Source organism: Vreelandella sp. 21 (assembly GCF_050995515.1).
GTDB classification, from domain to species: domain Bacteria; phylum Pseudomonadota; class Gammaproteobacteria; order Pseudomonadales; family Halomonadaceae; genus Vreelandella; species Vreelandella alkaliphila.
On record NZ_CP194673.1, the window covers coordinates 3,472,055 to 3,488,100 of the forward strand.

A 16,046-nucleotide genomic window follows, 5' to 3' on the forward strand; every position below is an offset into this window, starting at 1 on the left:
TCTTGATGGCCAAAGCCCCTTTTTCAACTGCTAGTTCAACCGCTAAGCGTCGCCCTAAACTCGCCGAGCTTATCAGTGATGATATCAAAGGCTGGATTGCATCGGAGGGGCTCGGTGAAGGTGATCGCCTGCCAAATGAGCGAGCTCTGATGGAGCTCTATGGCAGCGCCAAAGCCACTATACGCGAAGCGCTTAAGATTCTTGAGGTTGAGGGGCTAATCACTTTAAAAACCGGGCCTCAAGGAGGGGCCGTTATTAATCAGCCGGGCATGGAGCCCGCCAGCCGCATGCTACGTAACTTTCTGCATTTCCAACAGTTAGATGGCAAGCAAGTGTATCAATTGCGCAAGCTGTTAGAGGTCGAGCTGGCGGCATCCGTCGTCGGCCGACTCTCGGAAGAGGACTTTCAACAGCTTGAAGCGAATATAGCAGCCTGCACTTGCTGTGGCGGCGAGGAAGACCATAAGCGCCAGCGCTTTTTAGAGTTGGAGTTTCACCAACTGCTGGCGCGCACCTGCCCTAATCCACTGTTGGCGTTTATATGCCAGTTTTTAAACGACATGCTGCGCGACCTAGTCGTGATCAAAAAAGCTTACGTGCCTGAACGTAAGCAGTTCGATCACGCTAACCAGGACTATCACCGGCAGTTGCTAGATGCCTACCGAGCTGAAGATACCTCGCGTGTCCGTCAAGTGATGGCCGAGCATATGCTAGATGCAGAGCATCACATGAGTGCGCTAGAAGCCGAAATGGCCGAACAAATGCTAGTCAGCAACGACCTACTGGGCACTCTAGCTCATCGCTCCAAACTATATGACTTATAAATGGAAAAACGCGTGCTGTAGCACCCTTTTCATCCTGGGAGGATACTAAATTGACTACCTACATAACGCCAACAAGCGCGCTCACTAACCTTCGCACCGACAGCGACCGTCTTTGGCAATCGCTGATGGACATGGCGAAGCTGGGCGCGACGGCTAAGGGTGGCGTTAACCGACAGGCGCTGACGGATCTTGATCGACAGGGACGCGATCTATTTATCCAATGGTGTCGTGCAGAAGGCTGCACCATCCGCATTGATAATATCGGTAATATTTTTGCCCGCCGGGAAGGCAGCGACCCAACAGCCAAAACCGTCATGGCGGGCAGCCACTTGGATAGCCAGCCCACTGGTGGGAAGTATGACGGCTGTTTTGGCGTACTTTCAGGCCTAGAAGTAATCCGAACGCTTAATGAACACAACATCACTACACAGTCGCCCATTGAAGTCGTTGCGTGGACTAACGAAGAGGGTTGTCGCTTCCCACCCTGCATGATGGGTTCTGGGGTATTTACTGGCGTGCTTGAATTTGACGCCATGATGGCGCGCACCGACGCCGATGGCATCACGGTGAGTGATGCACTGGATGCCATTCGCTATCGTGGTAGCGATGAGGTCTCACCCAGTGAGATAAAAGCTTACTTTGAACCACACATCGAACAGGGGCCGATTTTAGAAGATACCGACACCACCATCGGCGTGGTTATCGGTGGGCTTGGTCAAAAGTGGTTTGATTTAACCCTAACCGGGCTTGAAGCCCATGCGGGTCCCACGCCAATGAATCTAAGGCGCGACGCCATGATGGGCGCGGCAGAAGTCACCCAAGCACTTAACCGAATTGCCTTTGATCATCAGCCCCACGGGCGCGGTACGGTTGGTTGTATGTCACTACATCCTGGCTCGCGTAACGTTATTCCAGGCCAAGTTAAAATGACCCTGGATATGCGCCACTGGGAGCCAGAAGCCCTCATCTCAATGAGTCAATCCTTAGCGACGGCGGTCGAAGAAATTTGCCAACGGCATGGGCTGGAATATGAATTAACGCCCACCGCAAATTTTGCCCCTGAGCACTTCAATAAAGCCTGTGTTGATGCAGTGCGCGAAGGGGCCAAGCAACTCAACCTATCGCACATGGATATCATCAGTGGTGCTGGTCACGATGCCATGTTCGTCGGCCGTGTAGCCCCCGCAGCAATGATCTTTGTGCCCTGCAAGGACGGCATTAGCCACAACGAAATTGAAAGTGCCACTCCAGAGCATGTTCACGCTGGCTGTAACGTCCTTCTACAGGCCATGTTGAATGCGGCCAGTGTTGAAGATAGCGTTAGTAACGCTGGAGAGTAACAATGACGGAGACATTTGAGACACTCACAGCTGTGGAAGCATTAGCCCGCTTCCGCAAGGGGACGCTTTCCCCAGAGGCGCTGGTAAACGACTGCTTGGAGCGAATTGCCCGCGACAACCCAAAGGTCAATGCGTTTACCTGCGTGAACGAGATAGAGGCTCGGCGCTTGGCAGAAGAGTCGGCCCAGCGCTGGCAGGCAGATAAACCCAGCGGCCCGCTAGACGGCATTCCTGTCTCCATTAAGGATTTAACCTTAACGAAAGGCCTACCGACACGCCTGGGTTCAACCACTACTCCATCAGACGGCCCTTGGGAGGTGGATGCGCCAATCAGCCGTCACCTTCGCAATGCTGGGGCCATCGTCATTGGCAAAACGACTTCGCCCGAGTTTGGCTGGAAAGGCGTCACTGATAACCCCCTGCACGGCATTACCCGCAACCCGTGGAATAGCGCACTGACGCCCGGGGGATCATCCGGCGGCGCAGGGGCAGCGGCGGCGCTTAATCTAGGTCTCTTACACCAAGGCAGCGACGCGGGTGGCTCGATCCGTATCCCATGCAGCTTTACCGGCACCTTTGGCATAAAGCCAACCTTTGGCTGGGTTCCCCAGTGGCCCGCTAGCGCCATGAGTACACTTTCCCATTTAGGGCCAATGACCCGCACGGCGGCCGACAGTGCGCTAATGCTTAGCGTGATGGCCCAGCCAGATGCCAGGGATGGTTACTCCGGCAACCCCCAAGGGCCAGACTGGCTAACACCGCCTCCTGCTAACCTAAAGGGCTGGCGCATCGCCTATAGTGCAGATCTTGGCTACGTAGAAGTAGCCTCAGACATTGCTCGAAAGGTAGAGGAAGCCATTGCTTATTTCGAAGAGCTGGGCGCCACAGTAACGCGGGTTGATCCTGGCTTTAGCGATCCAATCAAGACGTTTAACACCCTCTGGTTTGCAGGTGCTACCCAAGCGCTAGAAAAACTGGACGAACAGCAGCAGGCATCACTCGACCCAGGGTTTCTCGATATTGCCCGACGCGGACAGGATGTATCGCTTTCCGACTATCTCACCGCCCGGCGTCAGCGCAGTGAATTGACCGCCCAAATGGCAGTTTTTCATGAACGCTATGACTTGTTGGTTACCCCCACGATGCCCATCTCACCCTTTGCAGCGGGCCACAACGTACCACCAGGGGAAACCTACCGAGACTGGATGGACTGGACGCCGTTCAGCTACCCCTTCAATCTCACCCAGCAGCCCGCTGCATCCCTTCCTTGCGGTTTGGATAATCAAGGGCTGCCAGTAGGCCTTCATTTAGTAGCGGGCAAATATCAAGACCTCAAGGTGCTGCATGCCGCCCAATTGCTTGAGCGCTACTTGCCACCGCTGACACCACCCGCGATTGCCTAAACAGATATGAAATATGGCTTATAGTACGACGTCATACCCTTCAAACTTAGGTGGGCCAAGATAGATACCTTCCGGCGCTTTGGCGTTAGCATGAGCCTTGCGGAACGCTTCTGACTTGGTCCAGGCGCGGAAGGCTTCTTCTGATTCCCACACACTGTGGGAGATAAACACGGTGTGGTCTTCCTGGCTTTCGCCCTGCAGCATTTGGAATTGTGTAAAACCCGGCACTTCATCCAAATGAGAATCGCGGTTGCGCCACACCTCTAAAAAATCCTCTTCGCGGCCTGGGGCAATCCGAAAACGGTTCATGGCGATATACATGCACTCTCTCCTATTGAGTTTGTCTAACACGCTAGCGTAGCGGCCTGCCGCTTACGACGTCTATCAATTGATGGTAACGTCATGGTTTTATGACGAATAGGCGTTATGCCGAGCAAACCATCAGGATACGGCATGGCTAAGGCACCCATCCAGGTCGTTTGGTTCAAACGCGATATGCGCATTCATGATCATGCGCCACTTTCCAGTGCATCGGCGGCTGGCCCTGTACTGCCTGTTTTTGCGATTGAAGCTGGCCAGTGGCAAGCACCAGATAGCGCCCTGCGCCACTGGCAGTTTGCCGCTGACGCTCTTATCGACCTTTCCAACGCACTGGAGACCATTGGCCTACCGCTATGTATTTGGCAAGGTGATATTGTCGATTTGCTGAACGCCCTAAAAGCTCACTACGGCCACATTGCCCTTCACTCTCATCAGGAAACGGGCAACGCCTGGAGCTTTGAGCGGGATAAACAAGTGCATGCTTGGTGCCAAACCAACGGTGTAGCTTGGCGGGAAGCCCGCCAGCACGGTGTAGTACGAGGACTTAGCAGCCGCTCTGGGCACCAAACCCGTTGGGAGAGCCACTGGGAAACGCTGATGTCTGCCCCGACCTGCCACGCGCCGCAAAGCGCCCAAGCAGTGTCAGGCTGGGAAGCCTTTCACCACCTTAACGTTCAGCAACTACCTACCTTAACGCTGGGATTTGATACCACACCCTGCCCCCAGCGCCAGCGGGGCGGGCGCAACGAAGGCCGCGCACTGTGGCGTAGTTTTGTGCAAGCACGCGGGCGGCGTTATCGCGGCTCGCTGTCTAAGCCGCTGCTAGCGTGGGAGTTTGGTTCGCGGCTTTCACCGCATTTGGCCTGGGGCACGCTTTCCATGCGCGAAGTTGTCCAGTCGTTACGCCGTCAGCGGCAGAAGCATGCCGATGATACCGCCTGGGCCCGCTCACTACGCGCCTTCACCTCGCGACTTTACTGGCACTGCCACTTTATTCAGAAGTTGGAAAGTGAGCCAAGCATCGAGCATCAAACGCTGCACCCGGCGCTGCGCGGCCTGCGGGAGCGCGATCCCAACCACCCCAACCTCATTGCCTGGAAGAACGGCCAAACCGGCGTGCCGCTAGTCGATGCCTGTATGCGCAGTCTTATCGCTACCGGCTGGCTTAACTTTCGCATGCGCGCCATGCTGATCTCCCACGCCACCTTCGGCCTGGGGCTGCACTGGTATGAACCCGCGCTGCACTTGGCACGTCTGTTTACCGACTTCGAACCGGGCATTCACTACCCCCAGGTGCAGATGCAAGCAGGTGCCACCGGCACTAACACGCTGCGGGTGTATAACCCGATTAAACAAGCGGAGGATAACGACCCCACAGGCAAGTTTGTCGCCCGCTGGGTGCCAGAACTAGCGCCCCTGCCCTTGGAATGGCGCGCCAAGCCCTGGGCACTACCCGAAAGCCTACGCCAGCGATTCGGCTTTCAACCGGGCACCGACTACCCCATCACCAACGATTTCGAAGCCGAAGCGCGGCACTGGAAGAAGCTGCTCTATGAACTGCGTCGCACGCCAGAGGCCAGGGAATCCAGCCGAGCCATTGTGGATAAGCTCGCCAGCCAGCGACGACCGCCCACTCAGCGCGCTAAAAAAACAAAACCCGCCAATCGCCAGCAGCTTTCACTGTTTGGCGATGACGGGTTTGATGATGCTTAGAAGGACGATTTAGCTGAGCGCTTCCAGAGACTCCTCGATAATGCTCAAGCCCTCTTCCAGCACTGCAGACGACACCGTTAGCGGCACCAAAATGCGGATGCTGTTGCCGTAGAAACCACACGAAAGAAGAATCAGGCCTTTCTCACGGGCTTTGGCACACAGCGCTCCAGTCATCTGAGTATCCGGCTTGCCTTCACTGTTAAGCAGTTCGAACGCGGCCATAGCGCCGAGCTGGCGGCCGTGGGCAACGGCAGGGAAACGCGCTTCCCACACCGCAAAACGCTCGGCCAGCATTTTGCCCATCTGTTCACTGCGCGCCAGGATATTTTCTTCTTCGATCACCTCGATGACCGCCAGCGCCGCTGCGCAGGAGAGCGGGTTACCGCTGTAGGTGCCACCCAGGGAGTTGGGGCCAGAGGCATCCATCACTTTGGCACTACCCACAACCGCCGATAGCGGCATGCCGTTCGCCAGGCTCTTGGCGGTAGTGAGGATGTCCGCTTCAATGCCGCTATGTTCCAGCGCAAACAGCTTGCCGGTACGGGCAAAGCCGGACTGAACTTCATCGGCGATCAGCAGAATACCGTGCTCGTCGCACAGCGCACGTAGCGCTTTCAGGTAATCCGGTGAGGCGATGTAGAAACCGCCCTCGCCCTGTACCGGCTCAATCACGATAGCCGCCGTGCGATGCGGGGCAATATCGGTTTTGAACAGCGTACGAATGGCGTCTAACGACGCTTCTTCGCTGATGCCGTGCAGCGGGTTGGGGAACGGTGCGCGGAAAACATCACCCGGCATAGGGCCGAAGTCGTTCTTATAGGGCAGTACCTTACCGGTCATGGCCAGCGTCATCATGGTACGGCCGTGGAAAGCACCGTCGAACGTGATAATGCCTGTACGACCAGTCGCCGCGCGGGCGATCTTCACGGCGTTTTCCAGCGCTTCCGCACCGGTATTAACCAGCATTGCTTTACGCTCGGGGCCACGCACCGGCGTCAGTTCACAAAGTTTTTGGCACAGCTGCACGTAAGGGGCGTAGGAGATCACCGCCGCGCTGGTGTGCATGACTTTCTTGAGCTGCGCTTCAACTGCCGCGACAATTTTCGGGTGGCGGTGGCCCAGGTTTAATACGCCAATCCCCCCCGCAAAATCGATCCAACGGTTGCCATCGGCATCCCATAACTCGGCGTTTTCAGCGCGCTCGGCAAACTGGGTGGTAGGCGTGGCGGCACCGTTGGCCACATAGCGATTTTTCAGTTCGTTCAATTCTTGGTTATTCATCATCGTTTTCCTTATAGACCGCCAACGCAGACGTATTTCAGTTCAGTAAACTCATCTAACCCGTGGTGGGAACCTTCGCGCCCCAACCCAGACTCTTTCACGCCGCCAAACGGCGCCAGCTCGGTAGAAATCAGGCCTTCATTGACACCAACCATGCCGTATTCCAACTGCTCCATGGTGTGCCAGATACGGCGGTAACCCGTGGCGTAGAAGTAGGCCGCCAAGCCAAACGGGGTATCGTTGGCCATGGCGATCGCTTCTTCATCACGCTGGAAACGGAACACTGGCGCGACGGGTCCGAAGGTTTCTTCATCGGCCACCGCCATCTGGGTGGTTACGTCAGCAAGCACCGTGGGTGTAAAGAAGCGCTCGCCTGCGGCGTGGGGCTTGCCACCGCAGAGCAGTCGCGCACCATGATTCACCGCGTCGTCAACGTGACGCTGTACTTTTTCCACCGCCGCTTGGTTAATCAGCGGGCCGATGGAGCTGCCTTCCGTTAAACCATCGCCGACCTTCAGCGCGCTAACTCGCTCGGTCAGCTTGCTGACGAACGCATCGTAAACACCGTCCTGCACCAGGAAACGGTTGGTACACACGCAAGTTTGCCCGGCGTTACGGAATTTTGAGGCAATCGCCCCCTCCACGGCGGCGTCCACATCAGCGTCATCAAAGACGATAAACGGTGCGTTGCCGCCCAGTTCCATTGCGGTTTTCTTCACTGTGCTAGCGCACTGAGCGAGCAGGTGTTTACCCACTGGGGTCGAGCCAGTAAACGAGACTTTACGCACCCGAGAGTCGGTAGTGAGCACTTCACCCACCGCTGCCGGTTTTGAGGCGGTAATCACGTTAATGGTGCCGGCTGGCAAGCCCGCTTCAAGCGCCAAGTAGGCCGTTGCCAACGCGGTTAACGGCGTGGCTTCGGCGGGCTTAATCACCACGGTGCAGCCTGCGGCCAAGGCCGGGGCGCACTTGCGGGTAATCATCGCCAGCGGGAAGTTCCACGGGGTAATTGCTGCCGCTACGCCGACCGGCTCACGCAGCACCATTAGGCGCTTATCCGCGCCGTGACTGGGTAGGGTTTCCCCAGCCATACGCTTGGCTTCTTCAGCGAAAAACTCAATAAATGAGGCGCCGTAAGTCACTTCGCCCTTGGCTTCTGCTAGCGGCTTGCCCTGCTCCAAGGTCATCAAGCGGGCTAAGTCATCGGCGTGTTCATTGATCAGCTCAAACCAGCGGCGCAGCAATGCCGAGCGCTGTTTCACTGGTGTTGCGCGCCACGCGGGCCCGGCGGCATACGCTGCGGCCACTGCGTCGCGGGCGTCATCAGCGCCTAAGTCGGCAACCCGGGCAATCGTCTCGCCGGTTGCGGGGTTATCGACGGCAAAGGTCTGTTGCCCCTTGCGCCACTCGCCACCCACCAGGGTGGGTACTGCATCGTGTAACCACTGTTCGATAAAGCTCATGATCTTCTCCTGATCTGCAACATGGTATGCACGCTAGCAGTAATGCGCTGGTGAACGAATGCACCACTTTCGCGTTCAACCAGACCACTTTTCTGTTTTACTATCTAAACGGGGAGCATCATGACAATAAGAGGATGTGAATGGACCGCCAGGACGTGTTACAGCAGCTTGTAAAACACTATGCGCAGCAACCTGAGCGTTTAAGCAAACAAGTACGACTGGAGCAGGCATTGAGGCAGGCGGTTACTAAGGCGTGGCCGAACCAAACTCGATTGCCGTCGCACCGTCAGTTGGCATTAACGTTGGGCGTTGCCCGACATACGCTAGCGGTGGCGGTTTCGACACTTGTTGAAGAGGGACTGCTAACGACATTTCATGGCAAGGGCACCTGGAGTTGTAAGAAAGAGGCTTCTGTCGCTCCCACGTCACAGAGTGTTCAGCTTTCAAAACGTGCTCAGCAAGTATTGCGTTGGCCTGGCGCCAGCACCGTGCAAAGCGGTGCCTTTGTGCCTGGCATACCGGATATCGCCCAGTTTCCAATGCGCAAGTGGCGTCAGCTGTATGCCAGCGTCACCGTGCCACAAAATGCCTTATTGCTCTCTTACTCTACTGGTGGCTATGGGCCGCTTAAGCGCGCAATCCGGGAGTTTCTGGCGCGCTGGCGTAATATTCATTGTGATATCGAACAGATCATCATCACCGATGGTACCCATAACGGTATTGAGCTATGCGCCATGGCATTGGCCGATGTAGGCGATACCGTGGCGATGGAGTCGCCCTGTTATTGGGGGGCGCGCAACGTATTCACAGCCACAGGGCTTTCGATTGAGATGCTGCCTTGGTTTTCCGATAGTGGGCATGTGTTTCCGCAGACGACCGGTAATATTGCGCTCGCGTATTTGACCGGCTCTCATCACTATCCGCTTAGCGTGCCCACACGCGCTGCTCATAAGCAGCAGCTCTGTGATGCTTTATCGCCCACCTATGTAGTAGAGGATGACTACGAATTCACCCGAGACGATCACACTAACCTGCTGTTTGATCCCAACTCGGAACGCCATTTACTGGTAGGCTCGTTCTCTAAGATGATGTTTCCCGGCCTGCGGCTTGGCTATTTGGTGGTGCCACGCCATTTGGCAGGGCCAATGAACCGCTTACGCAGCGAGCTGTTTCGCGAAGGCCGTATGCTTGATCAAGCGGTATTGGCGCAATTTATTTTTGATGGTGACTTAGACACTTGGTGTCGCCGCATCCAGCGCGACTATCTAGGCCGTCAGCAGGTGCTGCACGACCAGCTTAGCTCACTACCCAAAGTGCGCAATGTGTCCCCCCCGACTAGCGCGATTAGCTTGTGCGTTGAGTTTGAGCCCGGGGTTAATGATGTAGCACTTGCCCAAGCACTGCTCAAAGAACACTTGATTGTTCGCCCGCTAAGCCCGGTGTGCGCTGACAAGGACTCACGGACAGGATTGGTAATGGGCGTGGGCATGTTATCGGGCGAGACATTAGTGCGTGAAGCCCAACGGCTGCGGCGCTGTTTAGAGTTACTACTTCGCTAGGTGAGGTAGGCTTAGACCGTGTTGAGCATCACACTGTATGCCTAGTAAAAAAAACTTATTCACAAGGATTTTGTCATGCGCCACCCTGTTGATAATTCGGTGCTCCTCTCAACGCTTCGCCTATTGATAGCGCTGTGCGCCGTACTGGCTGTTTCAGGCTGCGCAACCTTTGCTCCTAACCCGCCGGAAGATCAGAGCAATATTTGTGAAATCTTTCGTGAGCAGCCGAGCTGGTATGACTATGCCCGGGAATCAGAAGAGAAATGGGGCACACCTATTGCCACACAGATGTCATTTATTCAGCAGGAATCTTCATTTCGCAGCCATGTGCGCCCAGACCGCAAGTATTACCTGGGCTTTATCCCCGGCCCACGCCCCTCCTCCGCCAAAGGCTATGCCCAAGCCCAAGATCCCGTTTGGGAGGAGTATGAGGATCAAGCGGGCAGCCTGTTTGCCCGCCGAACCCATATGAAGCACGCTACGGATTTTATTGGCTGGTATAACCGCCGCTCACAGCAACAGGCAGGTATCTCGCTGAGTAACCCTGAACACCTTTACTACGCTTACCATGAAGGCGCAGGTGGCTATCAGCGAGGCTCCTACCGCAGTAAACCCCACGTGCTGCGTGCAGGCAGCCAAGTGGCAGCCCGCGCTAACCGTTATCAAGCGCAACTCAACGCTTGCGAAGCAGAGTTTCAGTGCCGCAGGTTTTATCAGGTCTGGCCGTTTTGTCGTAGTTAAGAGCCCCGCTCATGTGTCTAATGAGCGGTTTGGCAGGGGTGTTAGTGAGTGGTGTGTTTTGAATATCACTGCTGTCTGGCGTGTTTGGCATGGTCAAACAATAAACGGTAGCCATGCCAGTAATATCAGAACGCCTTACCGGGCGTAGCGCAGCTAATTATCTTGCAGGGGGCATCACTAATATTTCGGAAACGATGCGGAACGCTTGTCTTGAAATAATAAGACTCCCCCGGCCCTAAGCGCCTGGCGGTGCTGCCAACAATGATTTCAATCTCGCCTTCTACGACAAAGCCAGCCTCTTCACCGTAGTGAGTAATCATGGCTTGCCCAGTGTCCGCACCCGGCAGATATCGCTCAACCATAAACGCCAGCGCACGGTTAGGCCGATTTGCCCCGACAAGTTTGAAGGAAATATCGCCGGATGCGATATCAACCAAGTCATCCGCCGAATAGAAAATCTGCTCCTGACTATCAAGATCCATCGTAAAAAAATCACCGACGCTCATAGAGAATGCGTTTAGGATTTTCTTCAGGGAACTGACTGATGGGCTAACTTTTCCTTGCTCTATTAGCGAAAGACTTGAGTGGGTGACCCCACACAACTTTGCCAGTTCACGCTGCGAAATCCCTCGCTGCTTGCGCAAGGAGCGCAAGCTCGCACCCACGTCATCCGACATGCTTTTTTCACTCCCTATCAATAAGTAAATTAAATTACGTTGGCGGTCTATTGATGGGCACATAATAGCGCAAAAAAAACCCCACGGCTGTGGGGCAAACTCTCAATTAACGTGGCGTTTTGAAAAATAATCGTTTTAATCAGCTTCAGCCATTCTGTTCCGTTCAGGCGCTACGAACTCCCGCTAATCCCGAGTCGGCACTTACCGTTTTCGGCCCATCTTCATAGGCGATACGGAAGCCGGTAAAGCCATAAATAATCGCGAACATCGGACTCAGCAGCGCCAGAAAGGCGTAGGGCGCATAGCTAAAGGCACTGACCCCAAGCGTGGCAAACATAAAGGCACCGCAGGTATTCCAGGGCACCAGTGGTGATGTCATGGTGCCTGCATCTTCCACTGTGCGAGACAGGTTTTTCAGTTTGAGCGAGCGACGCTTGTACTCGCTGGCATACATACGGGCAGGCAGAATAATACTGAGATACTGATCGCAACCTACGACGTTAGCGGCCATCGATGTTGCTACCGTGGTAGCAATCAGGCTGCCAGTGGTCTTGGCCAGTTTGAGCAGACTTTCCACGATGGTGCGAAAGAACCCTGCTGACTCAAGAATCCCGCCAAAGCTCATCGCGATAATGATCAGCGAAACCGTCCACATCATGGCGCTAACGCCGCCGTTGGTCAGCAGGTCGTCCACCGTAACGTTTCCAGTGTCTACCGCGTAGCCTTCCACAAAAATAGTAAAGCTATCGCCTAACGGGACGCCCTGAACCACAATCGCACAGACAATCCCCATCAGCGAGCCAACAGAAAGCGCGGGAATGGCGGGTACTTTCTTGATCATCATCACGATGACGGCCGCTGGCACCAGTAGCAGCCAGGGGCTAATGATAAACAGCTCATTGAGGCTCTGCTGTAACTCGGCTACCTGTGCCGCGCCATCACCGGAAGGCGTCATGTTCAGGCCGATAATGGTGTAAAGCACCAGAGCAACCGCTAGCGCAGGAACCGTGGTGTAGAGCATATAGCGAATGTGTTCAAACAGATCAACACCGACCACACCTGGCGCCATATTGGTGGTTTCGGAAAGCGGAGAAATTTTGTCGCCAAAATACACGCCGGAGATCACGGCTCCCGCGACCATTGCGGGGTTAAGGCCTAGTCCTTCACCGACGCCCATTAAAGCGATACCAATAGTGCCGGCCGCTGTCCAGGCATTGCCGCCAGCCAACGATACCAAACAGCAGATTAAGCACGCCGCGACCAAAAAGTAATCCGGTGCCAGAATACTCAGGCCGTAATAGATCATCGTGGGCACAATCCCACCGGCAATCCAGTAGCCAATAATGGTGCCGATAATGATCAGAATGACAATTGCCTGAGTCGTCAGGCCAATAGAGCGCATGATGCCCGCTTCAAGCTGTTTCCAGCGGCTACCTGTCGCAATGGCCACCGCCGTCGCCACAATCGCACTTAAAAACAGCGGCAAGTGCGGATCCGTTTCGAAGTAGCCAATAAATACGCCCAAAGATGCTGCCATAAACACAATGGGGATCATGGTCGCTTTTAAACTTGGCCGTGGTATTTCCTGATCTTCCTTAACAGTGGTGTCGGTCGACATAATGTCCTCACTCAGCATTTGCTTGTTGTTGGTGTTGATAGTGATGTAACCGCGTTAGAAACCGTTGTGCTGGTCATCGCTGAGACCATTGCAGAGATTGTTATTACCTTTCTGATACGGCGTTCAGGCACAGGGAAGCCATGGCCAGAGCCACCGCTTATACGGCGACGTCTGGCGCTGTGGATGACTCAAATCAATACGTGGTAAAGATGTTTTAAGGGCTAAGCGACATCCATACCGTCTTCACTTCACAGTATTTCTCCTGTGCGTGAAGCGATTTATCGCGTCCATTGCCCGACTGCTTAACACCGCCGAAAGGAACGGTCTGATCGATACCGGCCCAGTTATTCACATATACCTGGCCGGATTGCAGCCGCCGAGAGACCCGCATGATGCGGTCAATATCTTGACTCCAAACGCCGGCAGCCAGGCCGTAGTCGCTGTCATTGGCCAGAGCAATGGCTTGCTCTTCGCTGTCGAACCCAAACACACTCAGCACAGGGCCAAATATTTCTTCGCGGCCAATGCACATCTCGGGAGTCACATCATCGAAGACCGTAGGCGGCAGGAAGTACCCATTGGAATCGCTAGGTTCGCCGCCCAGTTTCAGGGTGGCACCTTCGCTTTCGCCTTGGCGAATATACTCCAGTACTCGTTGGTACTGCGCTTCATCAACCATGGCACCCATGAAGCTACCCGGATCGAGCGGATCTCCCGGCTGCATATGCTCAGCAGCTTTCACTACCCGAGCCACAAAATCTTTGCGAATGCTGTTTTCCACCAGCAGGCGTGAACCGGCAATACAGACTTCGCCTTGGTTGTGGAAAATAGCTTCCGCAGCGCTTTGGGCGACGGCATCAAGGTGCTGGCAGTCGGCAAAAACGATGTTGGGGCTTTTGCCACCGCACTCCAGAAACACGCGTTTCAAGTTGGATTGTCCGGCGTACTGCATCAGCTGTTTACCCACGCCGGTGGAGCCGGTAAACGCTAGACCATCAACCTGCATGGAAAGTGCCAGAGCCTTGCCCACCGTATGGCCGTACCCTGGCAGCACCTGAAAGACGCCATCGGGAATACCCGCTTCCTTGGCAAGGTGGGCCAAGCGCAGCGCTGACAAAGGTGATTTTTCCGACGGCTTGAGAATGACGCTGTTGCCCGCCGCCAGTGCCGGAGCAATCTTCCACGACGTCATCATTAGTGGGAAATTCCAAGGCACAATGGCAGCGATAACGCCCATTGGCTCGCGCAGTACCAACCCTAGCGCACGATCGCCAGTAGGAGCCACTTCACCGTAAAGCTTGTCGATACACTCCGCCTGATAGCGCAGACAGGCGACGGTGCCTGCCAAATCCCCTAGCGAACTGGAAATCGGCTTGCCCATGTCCAACGTATCTAACAGCGCCAGTTCATCGCGGTGTGTCTCTACCAACTCGGCTAAACGCAGTAGCACCCGTTTGCGCTTACTTGGGTGGCAACGTGACCAGACACCACTTTCAAAGGTTGCACGGGCTGCCTGCGTCGCAAGCTCAGCATCTTGCGCATCGCAGCTGGCTACTTCAGCAATAACATGTCCGGTGGCAGGGTTGATACTGCTCAGCGTGCTACCATCAGCGGCAGCGACAAACTCACCATTAATGAAAGCGCGCGTTTCAAAGCTCAGTGATGCGGCTTTTGATTGCCAGTCGGCGAGGGTTTTCGGTGTATCTGCCGCCATTATGCACTCTCCATAGGGTGTGTTATCGCCAGCTTTTCAGCGGTTTTATCCAACGCCAAACGCGCCTTACTGACCAATTCATCGATTTCATCGCGGGTGATAATTAGCGGCGGAGACATCACCATCGTATCGCCCACTGAGCGCATCACCAGGCCATGTTCAAAGCACAAATCACGACACAAGTTGCCCGCGGAAAGAGACTTATCGAAGCGTTCACCGGTGCTCTTGTCGGCGACCAGTTCTAGTGCCCCAATCAAGCCCAACGAACGGGCTTCACCCACCAGCGGATGCTCAGCCAGTTCCTGCCAACGCTTAGCCAGATAGGGCCCCAATTCATCGCGGACTTTCTCGACTACCCGTTCACTTTCCAGCAATTCGAGGTTTTTAAGCGCAACCGCTGCACAGACCGGGTGACCAGAGTAAGTAAAACCGTGGAAGAACTCACCGCCGTCTTCGATCAGCGTATCGGCCACGCGATCTCCCACCAGCACCGCGCCAATGGGCAGATAGCCCGACGATAGCCCTTTGGCAATCGGCATCAGGTCAGGTTTTAACCCATAGTGAGTACTGCCAAACCACTCGCCTAAACGCCCGAACCCGCAAATCACTTCATCGGCAATCAACAGAATGTCGTACTTGGCCAACACCTCTTTCACCGCAGGCCAATAGCTGTCCGGCGGAATGATCGCACCGCCTGCGCCCTGCACCGGCTCAGCGATAAACGCCGCCACCTTGTCTTCACCCAACGCCAGAATTTGCTCTTCCAACGCTTGGGCACACTGCTTGCCAAAGGCTTCCTGGCTCATATCGCGCCCTTCACCAAACCAGTAAGGCTGGCAAATATGGCTAATCCCCGGCACACACGGGCCGCCTTGATCATGCATCGGCGCCATACCGCCAAGGCTCATGCCCGCGACAGTAGAGCCGTGATAACCATTTTCACGCGAGATGACCCATTGCTTCTCCGGCTTGCCTTTGATCGCCCAATAGCGCCGCACCATGCGCAGCACGGTATCGTTGGCTTCAGACCCGGAACCCGTAAAGAACACATGATTGATATGCTCGGGTGCCAGCTCACTCAGCTTAGCGGCCAGCTTTACTGCCGGGGGGTGGGTGGTTTTAAAGAAATTGTTGTAATACGGCAACTGCTGCATCTGCTCGGTGGCGGCATCAACCAACTCCTGTCGGCCGTAACCGAGATTGACGCACCAAAGTCCCGCCATACCATCAAGAATACGATTGCCTTGGCTGTCGTAAATGTATACCCCATCGGCGTGAGTGATGATGCGGCTACCCTCTTCGCCAAGTGATTTAAAGTCCGTGAATGGATGAAGGTGGTGTTGGCGATCCAACGCCTGATAGTCCTGGGTCTGCATAGGTCGGCTCCTGTTC

At 55.2% G+C, this 16,046-nt stretch carries 13 protein-coding genes; 6 read left to right on the forward strand and 7 right to left on the reverse strand.

Annotated features, from left to right (window positions below):
* Nucleotides 1-5: 5 nt before the first annotated feature.
* From ACN06F_RS15845 to ACN06F_RS15855, 3 genes are read left to right on the forward strand one after another with little or no spacing between them, the layout of a single operon-like run.
* Entirely contained in the window at nucleotides 6-824 is an 819-nt protein-coding gene (locus tag ACN06F_RS15845; protein WP_433924272.1) for a FadR/GntR family transcriptional regulator, read from the forward strand.
* Between the two features lie 50 nt (nucleotides 825-874).
* The gene (locus ACN06F_RS15850) at nucleotides 875-2,164 is read left to right on the forward strand and encodes a Zn-dependent hydrolase (protein WP_433924273.1); all 1,290 of its coding nucleotides are present in this window, start codon (nucleotides 875-877) and stop codon (nucleotides 2,162-2,164) included.
* A gap of 2 nt (nucleotides 2,165-2,166) precedes the next feature.
* Complete coding sequence (locus ACN06F_RS15855) at nucleotides 2,167-3,567, forward strand: amidase (protein ID WP_433924274.1); 1,401 nt, start codon at nucleotides 2,167-2,169, stop codon at nucleotides 3,565-3,567.
* A gap of 18 nt (nucleotides 3,568-3,585) precedes the next feature.
* Here ACN06F_RS15855 and ACN06F_RS15860 read toward each other — a convergent pair whose 3' ends face one another.
* Complete coding sequence (locus ACN06F_RS15860) at nucleotides 3,586-3,888, reverse strand: antibiotic biosynthesis monooxygenase family protein (RefSeq protein WP_253486157.1); 303 nt, start codon at nucleotides 3,886-3,888, stop codon at nucleotides 3,586-3,588.
* Between the two features lie 132 nt (nucleotides 3,889-4,020).
* On the opposite strand from ACN06F_RS15860, the gene ACN06F_RS15865 reads away from it, so the two are divergent.
* A complete protein-coding gene (locus ACN06F_RS15865) occupies nucleotides 4,021-5,601 on the forward strand; it encodes a deoxyribodipyrimidine photo-lyase/cryptochrome family protein (RefSeq protein ID WP_433924275.1) in 1,581 nt (526 codons plus the stop codon).
* Nucleotides 5,602-5,610: 9 nt separating this feature from the next.
* Here ACN06F_RS15865 and gabT read toward each other — a convergent pair whose 3' ends face one another.
* The gene (gene gabT / locus ACN06F_RS15870; protein ID WP_198349421.1) at nucleotides 5,611-6,882 is read right to left on the reverse strand and encodes a 4-aminobutyrate--2-oxoglutarate transaminase; all 1,272 of its coding nucleotides are present in this window, start codon (nucleotides 6,880-6,882) and stop codon (nucleotides 5,611-5,613) included.
* Nucleotides 6,883-6,893: 11 nt separating this feature from the next.
* A complete protein-coding gene (locus ACN06F_RS15875) occupies nucleotides 6,894-8,345 on the reverse strand; it encodes an NAD-dependent succinate-semialdehyde dehydrogenase (RefSeq protein WP_433924276.1) in 1,452 nt (483 codons plus the stop codon).
* Nucleotides 8,346-8,485: 140 nt separating this feature from the next.
* On the opposite strand from ACN06F_RS15875, the gene ACN06F_RS15880 reads away from it, so the two are divergent.
* Together ACN06F_RS15880 and ACN06F_RS15885 are read left to right on the forward strand one after the other, a co-directional pair.
* Nucleotides 8,486-9,904 (forward strand): PLP-dependent aminotransferase family protein, encoded by a 1,419-nt coding sequence (locus ACN06F_RS15880; protein ID WP_433924277.1) that lies wholly within the window; start codon nucleotides 8,486-8,488, stop codon nucleotides 9,902-9,904.
* A 75-nt stretch (nucleotides 9,905-9,979) separates the two neighbouring features.
* The gene (locus ACN06F_RS15885; RefSeq protein WP_433924278.1) at nucleotides 9,980-10,645 is read left to right on the forward strand and encodes a lysozyme-like domain containing protein; all 666 of its coding nucleotides are present in this window, start codon (nucleotides 9,980-9,982) and stop codon (nucleotides 10,643-10,645) included.
* 125 nt (nucleotides 10,646-10,770) lie between these two features.
* Here the strand turns inward: ACN06F_RS15885 and ACN06F_RS15890 are convergent, their stop codons facing one another.
* The 4 genes from ACN06F_RS15890 to ACN06F_RS15905 form a co-directional block, all read right to left on the reverse strand.
* Nucleotides 10,771-11,322 carry a cupin domain-containing protein gene (locus ACN06F_RS15890; RefSeq protein ID WP_051626371.1) on the reverse strand — a complete coding sequence of 184 codons (552 nt, stop codon included), beginning with the start codon at nucleotides 11,320-11,322 and terminating at the stop codon, nucleotides 10,771-10,773.
* 163 nt (nucleotides 11,323-11,485) lie between these two features.
* On the reverse strand, nucleotides 11,486-12,940 hold the full coding sequence (gene nhaC / locus ACN06F_RS15895; RefSeq protein WP_095603667.1) for a Na+/H+ antiporter NhaC: 1,455 nt from the start codon (nucleotides 12,938-12,940) through the stop codon (nucleotides 11,486-11,488).
* Between the two features lie 214 nt (nucleotides 12,941-13,154).
* On the reverse strand, nucleotides 13,155-14,654 hold the full coding sequence (locus ACN06F_RS15900; protein WP_095603665.1) for an aldehyde dehydrogenase: 1,500 nt from the start codon (nucleotides 14,652-14,654) through the stop codon (nucleotides 13,155-13,157).
* On the reverse strand, nucleotides 14,654-16,030 hold the full coding sequence (locus ACN06F_RS15905) for an aspartate aminotransferase family protein (RefSeq protein ID WP_095603664.1): 1,377 nt from the start codon (nucleotides 16,028-16,030) through the stop codon (nucleotides 14,654-14,656). Before ACN06F_RS15905 ends, ACN06F_RS15900 begins: the two co-directional genes overlap by 1 nt.
* Nucleotides 16,031-16,046: the final 16 nt, after the last annotated feature.